16 protein-coding genes are annotated in these 16,054 nt (G+C 68.0%); 14 read left to right on the top strand and 2 right to left on the bottom strand.

Going from position 1 to position 16,054, the window contains the following annotated elements; translation table 11 throughout:
• From ACFPOE_RS20445 to ACFPOE_RS20390, 12 genes are all read left to right on the top strand, one after another.
• Positions 1–894 (top strand): AAA family ATPase, encoded by an 894-nt coding sequence (locus ACFPOE_RS20445; RefSeq protein WP_376852171.1) that lies wholly within the window; start codon positions 1–3, stop codon positions 892–894.
• Positions 888–2,033, top strand: a complete 1,146-nt coding sequence (locus ACFPOE_RS20440) for a vWA domain-containing protein (RefSeq protein WP_376852170.1) — start codon at positions 888–890, stop codon at positions 2,031–2,033. Before ACFPOE_RS20445 ends, ACFPOE_RS20440 begins: the two co-directional genes overlap by 7 nt.
• Positions 2,030–2,962 carry an XdhC family protein gene (locus tag ACFPOE_RS20435; RefSeq protein WP_376852169.1) on the top strand — a complete coding sequence of 311 codons (933 nt, stop codon included), beginning with the start codon at positions 2,030–2,032 and terminating at the stop codon, positions 2,960–2,962. The genes ACFPOE_RS20440 and ACFPOE_RS20435 overlap by 4 nt, the downstream gene beginning before the upstream one ends.
• Entirely contained in the window at positions 2,959–3,600 is a 642-nt protein-coding gene (locus ACFPOE_RS20430) for a nucleotidyltransferase family protein (RefSeq protein WP_376852168.1), read from the top strand. The genes ACFPOE_RS20435 and ACFPOE_RS20430 overlap by 4 nt, the downstream gene beginning before the upstream one ends.
• A gap of 122 nt (positions 3,601–3,722) precedes the next feature.
• Positions 3,723–4,316: a ribosome maturation factor RimP gene (gene rimP / locus ACFPOE_RS20425; protein ID WP_376852459.1), complete on the top strand. Its 594-nt coding sequence runs from the start codon at positions 3,723–3,725 to the stop codon at positions 4,314–4,316.
• A gap of 32 nt (positions 4,317–4,348) precedes the next feature.
• Positions 4,349–5,845 (top strand): transcription termination factor NusA, encoded by a 1,497-nt coding sequence (gene nusA, locus ACFPOE_RS20420; RefSeq protein WP_376852167.1) that lies wholly within the window; start codon positions 4,349–4,351, stop codon positions 5,843–5,845.
• A gap of 18 nt (positions 5,846–5,863) precedes the next feature.
• On the top strand, positions 5,864–8,743 hold the full coding sequence (gene infB, locus ACFPOE_RS20415) for a translation initiation factor IF-2 (protein ID WP_376852166.1): 2,880 nt from the start codon (positions 5,864–5,866) through the stop codon (positions 8,741–8,743).
• Positions 8,744–8,874: 131 nt separating this feature from the next.
• Positions 8,875–9,246, top strand: a complete 372-nt coding sequence (gene rbfA / locus ACFPOE_RS20410; protein ID WP_376852165.1) for a 30S ribosome-binding factor RbfA — start codon at positions 8,875–8,877, stop codon at positions 9,244–9,246.
• A gap of 2 nt (positions 9,247–9,248) precedes the next feature.
• Positions 9,249–10,199 (top strand): tRNA pseudouridine(55) synthase TruB, encoded by a 951-nt coding sequence (truB, locus tag ACFPOE_RS20405; protein WP_376852164.1) that lies wholly within the window; start codon positions 9,249–9,251, stop codon positions 10,197–10,199.
• Complete coding sequence (typA, locus tag ACFPOE_RS20400) at positions 10,196–12,025, top strand: translational GTPase TypA (RefSeq protein WP_376852163.1); 1,830 nt, start codon at positions 10,196–10,198, stop codon at positions 12,023–12,025. Before truB ends, typA begins: the two co-directional genes overlap by 4 nt.
• Positions 12,026–12,030: 5 nt before the next feature.
• A complete protein-coding gene (locus ACFPOE_RS20395; protein WP_376852162.1) occupies positions 12,031–12,903 on the top strand; it encodes a DMT family transporter in 873 nt (290 codons plus the stop codon).
• Positions 12,900–14,009: an enoyl-CoA hydratase/isomerase family protein gene (locus ACFPOE_RS20390; protein WP_376852161.1), complete on the top strand. Its 1,110-nt coding sequence runs from the start codon at positions 12,900–12,902 to the stop codon at positions 14,007–14,009. Before ACFPOE_RS20395 ends, ACFPOE_RS20390 begins: the two co-directional genes overlap by 4 nt.
• Before the next feature lie 13 nt (positions 14,010–14,022).
• On the opposite strand, the gene smpB is transcribed toward ACFPOE_RS20390, so the two are convergent.
• The gene (smpB, locus tag ACFPOE_RS20385) at positions 14,023–14,502 is read right to left on the bottom strand and encodes an SsrA-binding protein SmpB (protein WP_376852160.1); all 480 of its coding nucleotides are present in this window, start codon (positions 14,500–14,502) and stop codon (positions 14,023–14,025) included.
• Positions 14,503–14,603: 101 nt separating this feature from the next.
• Here smpB and ACFPOE_RS20380 point away from each other — a divergent pair, with 101 nt between their 5' ends.
• Together ACFPOE_RS20380 and ACFPOE_RS20375 are read left to right on the top strand one after the other, a co-directional pair.
• The gene (locus ACFPOE_RS20380; protein ID WP_376852159.1) at positions 14,604–15,044 is read left to right on the top strand and encodes a type II toxin-antitoxin system RatA family toxin; all 441 of its coding nucleotides are present in this window, start codon (positions 14,604–14,606) and stop codon (positions 15,042–15,044) included.
• The gene (locus tag ACFPOE_RS20375) at positions 15,037–15,387 is read left to right on the top strand and encodes an RnfH family protein (RefSeq protein ID WP_376852158.1); all 351 of its coding nucleotides are present in this window, start codon (positions 15,037–15,039) and stop codon (positions 15,385–15,387) included. Before ACFPOE_RS20380 ends, ACFPOE_RS20375 begins: the two co-directional genes overlap by 8 nt.
• Before the next feature lie 10 nt (positions 15,388–15,397).
• Here the strand turns inward: ACFPOE_RS20375 and ACFPOE_RS20370 are convergent, their stop codons facing one another.
• A complete protein-coding gene (locus ACFPOE_RS20370; protein WP_376852157.1) occupies positions 15,398–15,907 on the bottom strand; it encodes a DUF4124 domain-containing protein in 510 nt (169 codons plus the stop codon).
• Positions 15,908–16,054: the final 147 nt, after the last annotated feature.

Genomic DNA, 16,054 nt, shown 5'->3' with positions numbered 1-16,054 from the left:
ATGAGCGCCGAACGCACCATGGAAGTGGCCGTCCTGCAGCAGGAACTGGCGGGCGCCGGCTATATCGCCGAACGCAGCCTGGCCGCGGCCCTGCTGCTCATGCTGGACCTCGGGCGGCCGCTGCTGCTGGAAGGCGACGCCGGCGTCGGCAAGACCGAGGTGGCCAAGGCACTGGCCACGGTGCGCGCCACCCGGCTGATCCGGCTGCAGTGCTACGAAGGCCTGGACGTCCATTCGGCGATGTACGAATGGAACTACCAGCGCCAGCTGCTGGCGATCAAGCTGCTGGAGCAGGACGACCGCCCCATCGCGCAGAAGGAACAGGACATCTTTTCCGAGCGCTACCTGCTCAAGCGCCCGCTGCTGGAGGCGATCAGCTGCGAGCAGCCGCCCGTGCTGCTGATCGACGAGGTGGACCGGGCCGACGAGGCGTTCGAGGCCTACCTGCTGGAACTGCTGTCGGACTTCCAGCTCTCGATTCCCGAGCTGGGTACCGTGGTCGCCATCAGCCGGCCGCTGGTGGTGATCACCTCCAACGGCACCCGCGAGCTGTCCGACGCGCTGCGCCGGCGCTGCCTGTACCAGTACATCGACTACCCGGATTACGAGAAGGAGCTGGCCATCGTGCGGATGAAGGCGCCGCTGGCGGCGACCGCGCTGGCGCAGCAGATCGTCGCCTTCGTGCAGGCCGTGCGGCGGATGGAACTGCAGAAGAAACCCGGCATCGCCGAAACCCTGGACTGGACCGCCGCGCTGCTGCGGCTGGGGATTTCGGTGATCGAGCGCGATGGCGCCGAACGGATCATGGAAACGCTGGGCGCCCTGATCAAGACCCGGGACGACCGCGCCGCCTTCCCGCGCGAAGCCGTGGCCCGGCTGGCGGCCGCATGTTGACATTCGACGGGCCCGAGCTGGAAGCGCTGGCGCAGGCGCGGCTGGCGGGCTTTGCCGGCTTCCTGCACGCCAACGGCTTTGCGCTGGGCGGCGGCGACGCGGCGCAGGTGCTGCGGACGGCGCAGCGGGTCGGCGTGCTCGATGCCCAGGTGCTGCGCTGGAGCCTGAAGGCGCTGCTGTGCGGCCGCGGCGACGAATGGCGCCGCTTCGACGAGCTGTTCGACGCCTGGTTCCTGCCGCCGAACCGCTGGCAGGCCGCGCAATCGCGGGCAGCACCGCGCGGCAGCGTGACCGGCGGCAGTGCCCAGGGGCAGGGCGGCGAGCAGCAGCAGGCGGTCGACGACGAACCCCTGCGTCCTCGCAACGCCGCCAGCCGCCTGGAGCTGCTGGCGCGCACCGATTTCCGCGCCCTGACCGAGCGCGAACACGCGCTGGATGTCGAGGCGCTGATGCGGCGCTTCGCGCGCCAGCTCAAGCACATCCGTCTGCGGCGCGAGGCCCGTGCGCGGCTGGGCCGCCGGCTCGACCTGCAGGCCACGATCCGGCGCAGCGTGGCCAGCGGCGGCACGCCGTTCCGCCTGGCCTGGAAGGAGCACCGGCGGGTGCGGCCGCGGCTGGTGCTGCTGCTCGATGTCAGCCGCTCGATGGCGCAATACAGCTTCTTCTACCTGCGGCTGGCGCGGGCGCTGTCGGGGGAGCTGGCGGACGTCCACAGCTTCATCTTCCACACCCGCGTCACCGGGGTATCGGAGGCGTTGCGCGACCCCGACCCCTGGCGGGCCCAGGAACGGCTGCACCTGATCGCGCAGGGCTGGGGCGGCGGCACCCGGATCGGCGACAGCATCGCCCAGTTCAACCGCGAGCATGCCGCGCGCATCGTGCATTCGCGCACCGCCGTCATCGTGATGAGCGACGGCTACGACACCGGCGAGCCCGGCGTGCTGTCGGATGCGCTGGCCCAGCTGCGGCGGCGCGCGCGCCGCATCGTCTGGCTCAACCCGCTGCTGGACCGGCCCGGGTATGCGCCGGTCAGCCAGGGCATGCAGGCCGCGCTGCCGCACCTGGACCTGCTGGCGCCAGGGGCCGACCTGGCCAGCATCGCGGCGGTGCTGCCCCAACTCATCGAGGCGCTGCGATGACGCCGACCGACCTGCTCGACCACGCCCAGGCGCTGAACCGGCGCGGCGAACGCTACGCCATGGTGACGGTGGTGCGGATCACCCCGCCGACCTCGGCCTATGTCGGCGCCCAGGCCATCGTCACGGCCGATGGCAGCCTGACCGGGTCGGTGGGCGGCGGCTGCGCCCGCGATGTCGTGGTCGCCGCCGCCCTCGAAGCGATCCAGAGCGGCATCGCCCGCCTGGTGCTAATCAGCAACGCCGCCTCAGGTGCCGTGCCGGCCGGCGTCGAGCGGCATCCGATGCGCTGCGCCAGCGACGGCGAGATCGAGCTGTTCATCCAGCCGCACACGCCGGCGCCGCTGCTGCTGGTGCTGGGCAACACGCCGGCGGCGGCGCAGGCCCGCGTCTTCGCCGAGCAGTGCGGCTTCCGCTTGACCGACTCTGCCGCCGGCGCCCAGGCGGAGCAGATCGCCATCGCGCTGGTCGCGACGCAGGGAGAAGACGACGAGACCGCCTTGCAGGCCGCGCTGGCGAGCCCGGCACGCCAGGTGCTGCTGATCGCCAGCCGCCGCAAGGCGCAGGGGCTGCGCGAGGCGATGCGGCGGCGCGGCGTGAGCGAGCAGCGGCTGGCGGCGATCGAGGCGCCGGCCGGCCCCGACATCGGCGCTCACAGCCCGGCCCACATCGCGCTGGCCGCGGTGGCCGGCGCGGTCGCCTGCTGGACCCGCGCCGCGGCGGTGGCGCCGGCCGCGGCGCCGCTGCCGCCCAGCTACGTCAACCCGGTGTGCGGCATCGAGGTCGATCCCGCGCAGGCACGCCACGTGGTGACTTATGGCGGCGAGCAGTTCTATTTCTGCTGCGACGGTTGCCGGCTGCAGTTCGAGCAGGATCCGGGAAAGTACTTCGCCATCCAGGCCGGCCACGCCATGGCCGCGGCAGCCGCATGAGTGCCCTGCGCTTTTCCGCCGTGGTGCTGGCCGCCGGCCTGTCCTCGCGGATGGAGGGCCCGAACAAGCTGCTGCTGCCGGTCGGCGGCGAACCGGCGGTGCGGCGCAGCGTGCGCACCGTGCTGGAGTCCGGCGTGCAGGAAGTGGTGGTCGTCACCGGCCACCAGGGGCGCGAGGTGATGGCCGCCTTGCTGGACCTGCCGGTCACGCTCCAGCCCAACATTCGCTACGAGGACGGCCAGATGCGCTCGGTCGCCGTCGGCGTGGCGGCGCTGGCGCGCCCCACCGACGCGATCATGGTCTGCCTGGGCGACATGGTGCTGCTCACGGCCGACGACCTGCGGGAACTGATGGCGGTCTATCAGGCTCACACGGACTCGTCGATCGTGACGCCGCGCTACCAGGGCGAGCGCGGCAACCCGATCGTGTTCGCCGCCGCCTATGCGCCGGAGGTGGCGGCGGGCCGCAAGCTGATCGGTTGCCGCAAGCTGGCTGAGCAGTATCCGGACGAAGCGTATTTCCACGACGTCGCGCACGACCGCTATTCGGTCGATCTGGACACGCCTGCGGACTACGCCCGGGTGCTGGCCCGGCTGGGCCTCAAAGGCGGGGAAGAAAGGGCCGCGGGCCTGGCGTGAACCGGCGTCGATGCCTTGCAAATCAAGGCTTTACGAGGTACAATCCTTGCTTCACGACCAAACGGGCGGGTACTCACCGCCCGTTTTTTTTGGTCGATCGCTTTTGGAGCAGACGGAAAATAGTGGCACTGCAGGATATCGCCTTGCAAACCGTGACCGGTTTGGGATACGAGCTGGTGGAGATCGAACGGTCCGCCGGGGGCCTGCTGCGCATCACGATCGACCTGCCGTGGGATCCGCAGCAGGAGCAGTTCGTGACCGTCGAGGACTGCGAGAAGGTGACGCGCCAGCTGCAGTTTGCGCTGGAAGTCGAAGGCGTCGAATATGCGCGGCTCGAGGTGTCCTCGCCGGGCATCGATCGGCCGTTGAAGAGCGAACAGGATTTCGAGCGTTTTGCCGGCCGCGAGGTGGACATCACGCTGAAGGCGCCGATCGGCGCGGCGGCGGCGGGGCAGGTCAGCGCCAGCCGCAAGAAGTTTCGCGGCACGCTGGAGCGGGCCGAGGCAGGTGGCTGGCAGATCGTCTGGAGCGATGCGCCGGCGCCCAAGCCAGGAGCGAAGGTGAGCAGGAAGAGGGAGCCGGTCCCGCTGCAGGCGCTGGGGTTCACGCTGGACGAGCTCAAGGAAGCGCGGCTGGCGCCGATCGTGGATTTCAAGGGCCGCAGGAGCGGCGCGGCGGGCGCGGACGTTGCGAACGAGCCGTCCGGCCCCAACTGATTTAGAGATTTGAGAGACAGGAGAGTCGTGACATGAATCGCGAATTGTTGATGCTGGTGGAAGCGATCTCGCGCGAGAAGAACGTCGAACGCGACGTGGTTTTCGGCGCGGTCGAATCTGCCATGGCGCAAGCGACCAAGAAGCTGTACGAAGGCGACGTGGACATCCGCGTGGTGGTGGACCGCGACAGCGGCGACTACGAGACCTTCCGCCGCTGGCACGTCGTCCCCGACGAGGCCGGCCTGCAGCTGCCCGACCAGGAAATCCTGCTGTTCGAAGCCAAGGAAGAGATGCCCGACATCGAGGTGGACGAGTACATCGAGGAAGCAGTTCCTTCGGTGCCGATCGGCCGCATCGGCGCCATGGCCGCCAAGCAGGTGATCCTGCAGAAGATCCGCGACGCCGAGCGCGAGATGCTGCTGAACGACTTCATGTCGCGCGGCGACAAGATCTTCGTGGGCACCGTCAAGCGCATGGACAAGGGCGACATCATCGTGGAGAGCGGACGCGTCGAAGGGCGCCTGCGCCGCGGCGAGATGATCCCCAAGGAAAACCTGCGCAACGGCGACCGGGTGCGGGCGATGATCATGGAAGTGGACCTGACGCTGCGCGGCGCGCCCATCATCCTGTCGCGCTCGGCACCGGAATTCATGATCGAGCTGTTCCGCCAGGAAGTGCCCGAGATCGAGCAGGGCCTGCTGGAGATCAAGAGCTGCGCCCGCGATCCGGGCAGCCGCGCCAAGATCGCCGTGCTGTCGCACGACAAGCGGGTCGACCCGATCGGCACCTGCGTCGGCGTCCGTGGCACCCGCGTCAACGCCGTGACCAACGAGCTGGCCGGCGAGCGCGTCGACATCGTGCTGTGGTCGGAAGACCCGGCGCAGTTCGTGATCGGCGCCCTGGCCCCGGCCAACGTGTCTTCGATCGTCGTGGACGAAGAGAAGCACGCGATGGACGTGGTCGTTGACGAGGAAAACCTGGCGATCGCGATCGGCCGCGGCGGCCAGAACGTGCGCCTGGCTTCCGACCTGACCGGCTGGAAGATCAACATCATGGACGCGAACGAATCGGCGCAGAAGCAGGCCGAGGAGACGGGCACCATCCGCGCGCTGTTCATGGAAAAGCTGGACGTGGACCAGGAGATCGCCGACATCCTGTTCGCCGAGGGCTTCACCAGCCTCGAGGAAGTGGCCTACGTGCCGATTTCCGAGATGCTGGAGATCGAGAGCTTCGATGAGGACACGGTCAACGAACTGCGCGCCCGCGCCAAGGATGCCCTGCTGACGCAGGAGATCGCCCGCGAAGAGAGCGTCGAGGAGGTGTCGCAGGACCTGCGTGATCTCGAAGGCCTCAATCCCGAGCTGATCGGCAAGCTGGCGGAAGCCGGCGTCCACACCCGCGACGACCTGGCCGACCTGGCCGTCGATGAACTCACAGAAATCACTGGCCAGTCCGCGGACGAGGCCAAAACCCTGATCATGAAAGCGCGCGAGCATTGGTTCACCACTGCCACCGCCGCTCAAGAGTGATGGAAGGTATCGCAACACATGTCCAGTACGACCGTCGCCGAGTTCGCAACCGAACTTAAAAAATCTCCCGACACGCTGCTCGAGCAGCTTCGCAGCGCAGGTGTGGCCAAAGCGGCCCCCACCGACGCGCTCAGCGAAGCCGACAAGCAGAAGCTGCTCGGCTACCTGCAGGCCAGCCACGGCACAGCCGCGCCCGAACGCAAGAAGATCACGCTGGTGAAGAAATCCACCAGCGAGATCAAGCAGGCGGATTCGTCGGGCAAGGCGCGCACGATCCAGGTGGAAGTGCGCAAGAAGCGCACTTTCGTCAAGCGTGACGAGGGTGGCGACACCGCCGTGGTCGAGGCGCCGGAGCCGGACGTGCAACAGGCGCCTGCCGCCGGCGGCCACCAGATCGACGACGCCGAACTGGGCCGGCGCGAGGAAGAAGCACGGCGCCAGGCCGAGCTGATCCGCCGCCAGGAAGAAGACCTGGCGGAAAAGCGCAAGCAGCGCGAGGACTCGGAGCGCCGCGACCGCGAAGCCGAAGAACGTGCCGCGCAGTACGCTGCCACCGAAGAACAGAAGAAGGCCACTGCCACCACGGTGAAGGCCGAAGCGACGCAGGAAGCGATCGATGCCGCCGCGGCCCGCGCCGCCGCGCAGGTGGAAGCCCGGGAGAAGGCCGCTGCCGAATCAAAGGCCCGCGCCGACGAGGAAGCCGCACGCGCCGCCGACCTCGGCGAGCGCCGCCGCAAGGCCGAGGCCGAAGCCGCCGCCATCCGCTCGATGATGTCGGCGCCCAAGAAGGTGCTGGTTGCCCACAAGCCGCCGGAAAAGGCAGTCGCCAAGGCGGAACCGGCCAAGCCCGGCGCCAAGGGCACGCTGCACAAGCCGGCCGTGGGCACCGGAACCGGCCGCCCGGCACCGGGCGCAGCCGCGCCTGCCGCCCCCGGCGGCGCCGGCAAGGAAGTCAAGTCGGCCAAGCTGTCCTCCAGCTGGGCGGGCGATCCGGCCAAGAAGAAGGCCATCCCGACCCGTGGCGATGCTTCGGGTGGCGTCGGCCGCAACAGCTGGCGCGGCGGTCCTCGCGGGCGCAGCCGTGGCGGCGATCGTGACCACCGCGGCGACGACCACGTGCAGGCCGCACCGGTCGAGGCGCGGATCATCGAAGTGCACGTGCCGGAGACCATCACGGTCGCCGAACTGGCGCACAAGATGGCCGTCAAGTCGTCCGAAGTGATCAAGGCGCTGATGAAGATGGGCCAGATGGTCACCATCAACCAGCCGCTGGACCAGGACACGGCCATGATCGTGGTCGAGGAAATGGGCCACAAGGCCGTGACCGCGGCGCTGGACGATCCGGAAGCCTTCACCGAGCAGGACGTCGCCGCCGCCGAGGGCGAGGCCCTGCCGCGGGCGCCGGTCGTCACCGTGATGGGCCACGTCGACCACGGCAAGACCTCGCTGCTGGATTACATCCGGCGCGCCAAGGTGGCGTCGGGCGAAGCCGGCGGCATCACCCAGCACATCGGCGCGTACCACGTGGAAACGCCGCGCGGGATGATCTCGTTCCTGGACACCCCGGGCCACGAGGCGTTCACCGCCATGCGGGCCCGTGGCGCGCAGGCCACCGACATCGTCATCCTGGTGGTCGCCGCCGACGACGGCGTCATGCCCCAGACCAAGGAAGCCATCAAGCACGCGAAGGCTGCTGGTGTGCCGATCGTGGTCGCGATCAACAAGATCGACAAGCCGGACGCCAACGCGGACCGCGTCAAGCAGGAACTGGTGGCCGAAGAAGTGGTGCCGGAAGAATACGGCGGCGAATCGCCGTTCGTGGCGGTCTCCGCCAAGACCGGCGAAGGCATCGACGCCCTGCTGGAACAGGTGCTGCTGCAAGCCGAAGTGCTGGAGCTGAAGGCGCCGGTGGAAGCGCTGGCCAAGGGACTGGTCGTCGAGGCGCAACTGGACAAGGGCCGCGGCCCGGTGGCGACCGTGCTGGTGCAATCCGGCACGCTCAAGACCGGCGACGTGGTGCTGGCCGGCCAGACCTATGGCCGGGTGCGCGCCATGCTGGACGAGAACGGCAAGTCGATCAAGACGGCCGGTCCGTCGATCCCGGTGGAAATCCAGGGCCTGACCGAAGTGCCGCAGGCCGGCGACGAATTCATGGTGATGACCGACGAGCGCCGCGCCCGCGAGATCGCCACCTACCGCGCCGGCAGGTTCCGCAACACCAAGCTGGCCAAGCAGCAGGCGTCCAAGCTGGAGAACATGTTCACCGACATGACGGCCGGCGAGGTCAAGATGCTGCCGATCATCATCAAGGCCGACGTGCAGGGTTCGCAGGAAGCGCTGGCCCAGTCGCTGCTCAAGCTGTCGACCGACGAAGTGAAGGTGCAGCTGGTGTACTCCGCCGTCGGCGCCATCAGCGAGTCGGACGTCAACCTGGCGATCGCCTCCAAGGCGGTGATCATCGGCTTCAACGTGCGGGCCGACTCCGGCGCGCGCAAGACGGCCGAAAGCACCGGCGTGGACATCCGCTACTACAGCATCATCTATGACGCGGTGGACGAGCTGAAGGTCGCCATGTCGGGCATGCTGACCCCGGAAAAGCGCGAGGAAATCATCGGCATGGCCGAGATCCGCACCGTGTTCGTGGCGTCCAAGATCGGCACCGTTGCCGGTTGCATGGTCACCTCCGGCATGGTCACCCGCTCGGCGCATTTCCGCCTGCTGCGCGACAACGTGGTGGTGTACACCGGCGAGCTCGAGTCGCTCAAGCGGCTCAAGGACGACGTGCGCGAAGTCAAGGAAGGCTTCGAGTGCGGTATCAAGCTGAAGAACTACAACGACATCGCGGTGGGCGACCACCTCGAGTTCTTCGAAGTCAAGGAAGTGGCCCGGACGCTGTAAGGCGGACATCCGGACGCACAAGGCGCAGAAGCAACGCAGAAGACGAAGAAGAATGCAAAACCATTTTTTAGCTGTCTTTTCTGCGCCTTCTGCGAAACCTCGGCGTCTTCCGCGTCCTTGACCCCGATTTCATGCCCAAGAAAAGCGCAACTCCGAACCGCGGCTTCAAGGTCGCCGACCAGATCCAGCGCGATCTGACGGAGCTGATCGCCCGCGAGTTGAAGGACCCGCGGGTGGGCATGGTCACGGTCCAGGCGGTCGAGGTGACGCCGGACTACGCGCACGCCAAGGTGTTCTTCAGCGTGCTGGTGGGCGATCCGGCGGAGTGCGAGATCGCCCTGAACCAGGCCGCGGGGTTCCTGCGCAACCACCTGTTCAAGCGGCTGCACATCCACACCGTGCCGACGCTGCACTTCCAGTTCGACCGCACGACCGAGCGGGCCGCCGACATGAACGCGCTGATCGCGCGGGCGGTCGCCTCGCGTTCCAAAGACGACGCCTAGCCATGAACGCGCCAAGCACCAGGGTGCAGCGGCGCCCTGTGCATGGGGTGTTGTTGCTCGATAAGCCGCTGGACCTGTCCAGCAATAACGCCTTGCAGCGGTGCAAGTGGCTGTTGCGCGCCGAAAAGGCCGGGCACACCGGCACCCTCGATCCGCTGGCCACGGGCGTGCTGCCGCTGTGCTTCGGCGCCGCAACCAAGTTCAGCCAGTTGCAGCTCGACGCCGACAAGACCTATGAAGCGGTTGCCCGGCTTGGCTTCAAGACGACCACCGGCGACGCCGAAGGCGAGGTGATCGCGACCCGGCCCGTCAGCGTGACCGATGCGCAGCTGGCCGCCGTGCAGCGGCAGTTCACCGGCCCGCTGCGCCAGGTGCCGCCGATGCACAGCGCCCTGAAGAAGGACGGCAAGGCCCTGTACGAATACGCGCGCGCCGGTGAGGAAGTGGAGCGGGAAGCGCGCGACCTCACGGTGCACGAACTGACGCTGGAACGGATGCAGGATCCGCGCGCCGAGCATGCCATCCGCATGGTGGCCAAGGTCAGCAAGGGCACCTATATCCGGACGCTGGCCGAGGACATCGGCGAGGCGCTGGGCTGCGGCGCGCATCTGATCTCGCTGCGCCGGATCGCCACCGGCCATTACCGCGTCGACCAGTGCGTGACGCTGCCGGCGCTGGAGGCGATGAGCGAGCAGGAGCGGCTGGCCTGCCTGCTGCCGGTCGACTCGCTGCTGCCGCAACACACGGCCGTCACGCTGGATGCCGACAATGCGGGGCGTTTCCTCAGCGGCCTGCGCCGGCGCGGCGTGTGGAACGACGACGAGCAGGTGGCCGTCTACGGCACCGATCCGCCGGCACTGCTCGGCACCGGCCACATCAGGGCCGGAGAACTGATCCCGGGGCGACTGCTGAGCCCCCCTGAAATACAGCAAATCCTGGAAACGACGACATGACAAACAAGCAAATCCGCAACATCGCCATCATCGCCCACGTGGACCATGGCAAGACCACCATGGTCGACCAACTGCTTCGCCAGTCCGGCACCTTCGCCGAGCACGAGAAGGTGGTCGACACCGTGATGGACAACAACGCCATCGAAAAGGAGCGTGGCATCACCATCCTGGCCAAGAACTGCGCCGTGACCTGGGAAGGCACGCACATCAACATCGTGGACACCCCCGGCCACGCCGACTTCGGCGGCGAGGTGGAACGGGCCCTGTCCATGGTCGACGGCGTGGTGCTGCTGATCGATGCCCAGGAAGGCCCGATGCCGCAGACCCGCTTCGTCACCAAGAAGGCGCTGGCCCTGGGCCTGAAGCCCATTCTCGTCGTCAACAAGGTCGACAAGCCGGGCGCGCGCCCGCAATACGTGGTCGACGCCGCCTTCGACCTGTTCGACAAGCTCGGCGCGACCAACGAACAGCTGGACTTCCCGGTGGTCTACGCCTCCGGCATCAACGGCTGGACCTCGATGGAAGAGGGCGCGGCCGGCGAGCAGTGGGGCCCTGACATGTCGGCCCTGTTCAACACCGTGCTGCAGCACGTGCCGCCGCACGAGGGCGACCCGGATGCGCCGCTGCAGCTGCAGATTTCGGCGATCGACTTTTCCACCTTCGTCGGCCGCATCGGCGTCGGCCGCATCAACGCCGGCACCATCAGGCCGATGATGGACGTGGTCGTCATGGAAGGCCCGGACGGCAAGGCCATCAAGGGCAAGGTCAACCAGGTGCTGACCTTCCAGGGCCTGGACCGGGTGCAGGTCACCCAGGCCGGCCCGGGCGAGATCGTGCTGATCAACGGCATCAACGACATCGGCATCGGCGTCACGATCACCGACCCGGTGACGCCGGCGCCGCTGCCCATGCTCAAGGTCGACGAACCGACCCTGACCATGAACTTCTGCGTCAACACCAGCCCGCTGGCCGGCCGCGAAGGCAAGTTCGTCACCAGCCGCCAGATCTGGGACCGCCTGCAGAAGGAACTGCAGTCGAACGTGGCGCTGCGCGTGAAGGAAACCGGCGAGGAAGGCATCTTCGAGGTCATGGGCCGCGGCGAACTGCACCTGACGATCCTGCTGGAAAACATGCGCCGCGAAGGCTACGAGCTGGCCGTCTCCAAGCCGCGCGTGGTGTTCAAGGACGTCAACGGCGTCAGGCATGAGCCGATCGAGCTGGTGACGGCCGACATCGAGGAGCAGCACCAGGGCGGCGTGATGCAGGCGCTGGGCGAGCGCAAGGGCGACCTGGTGAACATGGAGCCGGACGGCCGCGGCCGCGTCCGCCTGGAATACCGCATTCCGGCGCGGGGCCTGATCGGCTTCACCAACGAATTCCTGAACCTGACCCGCGGCTCCGGCCTGATCTCCAACATCTTCGACAGCTACGAGCCGCACAAGGGCGAGATCGGCAGCCGCAAGAACGGCGTGCTGATCTCGATGGACGACGGCGAGATCTTCACCTACGCGCTGGGCAAGCTGGACGACCGCGGCCGCATGTTCGTGCGCGCCAACGACCCGGTGTACGAAGGCATGATCGTCGGCATCCACAGCCGCGACAACGACCTGGTGGTCAACGCCACCCGGACCAAGCAGCTGACCAACTTCCGCGTCTCCGGCAAGGAAGACGCGATCAAGATCACGCCGCCGATCGAGCTGACGCTGGAATACGGCGTCGAGTTCATCGAGGAGGACGAACTGGTCGAGATCACGCCCAAGAGCGTGCGGCTGCGCAAGCGCCACCTGAAAGAGCACGAGCGCAAGCGCGCCGGCCGCGGCGCCTAAGGCGCATGAAGCTGACCCACGGCAGGGCAGTGTTCCTGATGGTGGCGGTGACCCTGATGTGGTCCACCGCCGGCGTCGTCACGCGCCAGCTGGAGCACGCGCGCAGCTTCGAGGTCACCTTCTGGCGCAGCTTCTTCACGGTCCTGTCGCTGCTGGTGATCCTGCCGTTCTTCCAGGGCCGCGCGGTGTTCGGCAAGATCCGCCACGCGGGGCCAGCGCTGTGGATCTCCGGCCTGTGCTGGAGCGTGATGTTCACCGCCTTCATGGTGGCGCTGACGCTCACCAGCGTGGCCAACGTGCTGGTCACCATGGCGCTGGGGCCGCTGCTGACGGCGCTGATCGCGCGGATCTTCATCGGCCACCGGATCGCGCCGCGCACCTGGATCGCGATCGTCGTGGCCGGCGTCGGCATCGCCTACATGTACGGCACCGAGCTCTCGGCCGGGCAGCTGGCCGGCACGCTGGTGGCGCTGTTCGTGCCGCTGGCCGGCGCGGTGAACTGGACGGTGACGCAGCGCTCGCACGCGCAGGGCCGCAACGTCGACCTGGTGCCGGCGGTGCTGGTGGGGGCCGCCATCTCCGCCCTGGCCACGCTGCCGCTGGCGATGCCGTTCAGGGCCTCGGTGCACGACATCGGGCTGCTGGCCTTCCTCGGGCTGGTGCAGCTGGCCATTCCCTGCGCCCTGTCCGTCATGTGCGCGCGGGTCCTCAAGGCCCCGGAAATCGCGCTGCTGGCGCTGCTGGAGATCATCTTCGGCATCCTGCTGGCGTGGCTGGGCGCGGACGAAGTGCCGACCCAGGCGGTGCTGGCCGGCGGCGCGCTGGTGATCGGCGCGCTGGTCACGAACGAACTGGTTGGATGGAGGCAGAGGGCATGAGCGACATCGTCTGCGAGGTGCGCGGCCGCACCGGCCTGATCACGCTGAACCGGCCGAAGGCGCTGAACGCGCTGTCGCTGGGCATGGTGCGGCAACTGGCGCAGGCGCTGCTGGCATGGCGGGACGACCCGGCCGTGGCCGCGGTCGCGATCCGCGGGCAGGGCAGGGACAGTAGCAGCCCCTCCGGTAGCGCGCCGTTCGGCAACTTCAGCGCCGGCGGCGACATCCGCTTCTTCCACCAGGCGGCGCTGGCCGGCGATCCGCAGCTGGAGGATTTCTTCACCGAGGAATACGAGCTCAATTTCATCGTCGACACCTTTCCCAAGCCGTACGTCTCCTTCCTGGACGGCATCGTGATCGGCGGCGGCATGGGCATCGCCGGCCACGGCCGGGCCGGCCAGCGGATGCGGGTGGTGACCGAGCGCACCAGGATGTCGATGCCCGAGACCCAGATCGGCCTGTTCCCGGACGTCGGCGGCGGCTATTTCCTCGGGCGCTGCCCGGGGCGGCTGGGCGAATACCTCGCGCTGACCTGCAACGTGATCGGCGGGGCGCAGGCCGTCGCCGCCAACCTGGCCGACGTGCTGGTGGAATCGCCCCGGTTGCCGTCCCTGTGGGATGCGCTGGCCGAAGGCGGCATCCAGGCCCTGGAGAGCCGCCTGGCCCGATTGCGCACCGACGAGGCGGCCCAGCCGCAAGAGCTGTTCGAGCGCGAGCGGATCGACCGCCTGTTCTCGCTGCCGACCGTTCCCGCCATCGCCGCGGCGCTGGCGGCCGACGGCTCGCCCTGGGCGCTTGAAACGCTCGATGCCGTGCGCAAGCGTTCCCCCCTGATGCAATGCGTCACGCTGGAGCAGCTGCGCCGCGGCCGCACGATGGCGCTGGCCGACGTGCTGCGGATGGAGCGCGACATGGTGCGCCACTGCTTCCACCTGCGGGCCGCAGGCGAGGGCGAAACGGTGGAAGGCATCCGCGCACTGGCGATCGACAAGGACAATCGCCCGAACTGGCGGCCGGCCCGCGTCGAGGAGGTCGATCCGCAGGAGGTGATGGCCTTCTTCGCCAGCCCCTGGCCGGCGCACGCCCACCCGCTGCGCGCCCTCTGAACCCGCGGCGGGGTCAGCGGCTGCGGCTCTTCATGGCCCGCTCGACCTCGCGCTTGCCCTCGCGGTCCTTGATCGTGTCGCGCTTGTCGTGTTCGGCCTTGCCCTTGGCCAGGGCGATCTCCGCCTTGACCTTGCCGTTCTTCCAGTGCAGGTTCAGCGCCACCAGGGTGTAGCCCTTCTGGTCCACCTTGCCGATCAGGCGGCGGATCTCTTCCTTGTGCAGCAGCAGCTTCTTGGTGCGCACCGAGTCCGGGCTGACATGGCTGGATGCGGTGTTGAGCGGGTTGATCTGCAGCCCGATGAGGTACATCTCGCCGTCGCGCACCACCACGTAGCCGTCGGTCAGCTGCACCTTGCCTTCGCGCAGCGACTTCACTTCCCAGCCTTGCAGCACCACGCCGGCCTCGAACTTCTCCTCGAAGAAGTAGTTGAAGGCCGCCTTCTTGTTATCGGCGATCCGGCTGGACGGGTCTGGTTTTTTCTTGGTGGCCATGCGGGACAGGTTGGGGCGGACCCCGGCGTCAAAAGAGGGGTTCATACAATCGGACCGCCGGGCGCGCGATTCTACGTTGCCGACGCCGACGGCGTAGATCCATGAAAACAGTCCAAAAGTCAGTCCTCATCTGGTACACCGCGCAGGAGATGTTCGACCTGGTGGTCGACGTCGATCATTACCCGCAGTTCCTGCCCTGGTGCGACCAGGCCCGGGTGGTGGAGCGCTTCGACAACGGCATGCTGGCCGAGATCGGCATCGCCTTCGCCGGCATCCACCAGACGTTCACCACCCGCAACACGCATGTTCCGGGCAAGGCGGTGCACGTCAAGCTGGTGAGCGGGCCCTTTTCCGACCTGGACGGCCACTGGACCTTCACGCCGGTGGGGGAGAACGGCGAGCGCGCCTGCCGGATCGACCTGGAAATGCAGTACGGCTTCCAGAACCTGGCGCTGGCGGCGCTGGTCGGGCCGGTGTTCGACAAGATTGCCGGCACCATGGTGGACGCCTTCGTCAAGCGCGCCGAGCAGGTCTATGGCTGAACCCGGCGCGCGGCTGCGGGTGACCGTCGTCCACTCGCCGGCGCCGCGCCAGGTCCGGGAATGGTCGCTGGAACTGCCCGCGGGCGCCACCGTCCTGCAGGCCTTGCAGGCCAGCGGGATCGCGGCGGAATTCCCTTCACTGGAGTGGAACGCCGACAACGTGGGGGTCTGGGGGCGCAAGGCCGGTGCGGGCGACTTGCTGCGCGATGGGGACCGCATCGAGGTCTACCGGCCGTTGCGGGTGGACCCCAAGGTGGCGCGGCGGGAGCGCTTTCGCACCCAGGGTGCGCGGTCCGCCGGGCTGTTCGCCAGGAAGCGGCCGGGCGCCAAGCCCGGCTACTGAGAAGCGGCTCTCAGCCCTTGCACTCGGCGGTGATGGCCTGCAGGCGCTTGGTTTCCGCGGCGCGCTGTTCGTCGCTGAGGAACTCGGGCTCGCCCTTGGCGTTGAGGGAGCGGATGCGCTGGCCGCCGGTCATGATCTGCAGCGACTTCTGGGCGCGGGCGCAGTTGTCGGCCTTCTCCTTGGCAAACTTCTCTTCCGCCGCCTTCTTCTTGGCGGCTTCTTCCTGTTCGGCCTCCTTCTTCTTCTGCTCGAGCGCCGAATCCTTGCCGCTGATCTTGGGCACCGGGGCCATCGTCTTGGTCACAGGCGCAGCGGCGACGTCGGCCGCAGCCGCGGCTTCTGCCGGCACCGGCGCCGGCTTGCCGCCAGGCTGCTTCAGGATGTTGCGGGCCGGGATGTCCGACGGCGGCGAGCGGTCGCTGAAGACCTTGTGGCCGTCCTTGTCGATCCATTGCCACTGGGCCAGGGCCAGCGCCGGCAGCATGGCGAGCGCGAGGGAAATGGGGCGAATCAGGTTCATCGGCGCAGTGTAGCGCGGCCATTCGCCGCGTTCCAGCCGTGTGGCCACCCGAAACGCCCGAATGAGGAATTGATCACCGGCCGTGGGCCAAAACGCGCCAAGGGTTAGTACGGAGCGCACGGGTACAATCCTTTTTTTGGAGCTATG

This window comes from Caenimonas terrae, from assembly GCF_042655405.1.
In the GTDB taxonomy this organism is placed as follows: domain Bacteria; phylum Pseudomonadota; class Gammaproteobacteria; order Burkholderiales; family Burkholderiaceae_C; genus Ramlibacter; species Ramlibacter terrae_A.
The sequence above is the reverse complement of the archived record's forward strand: the minus strand, read 5'-3'. Positions and strand labels throughout refer to the sequence as shown.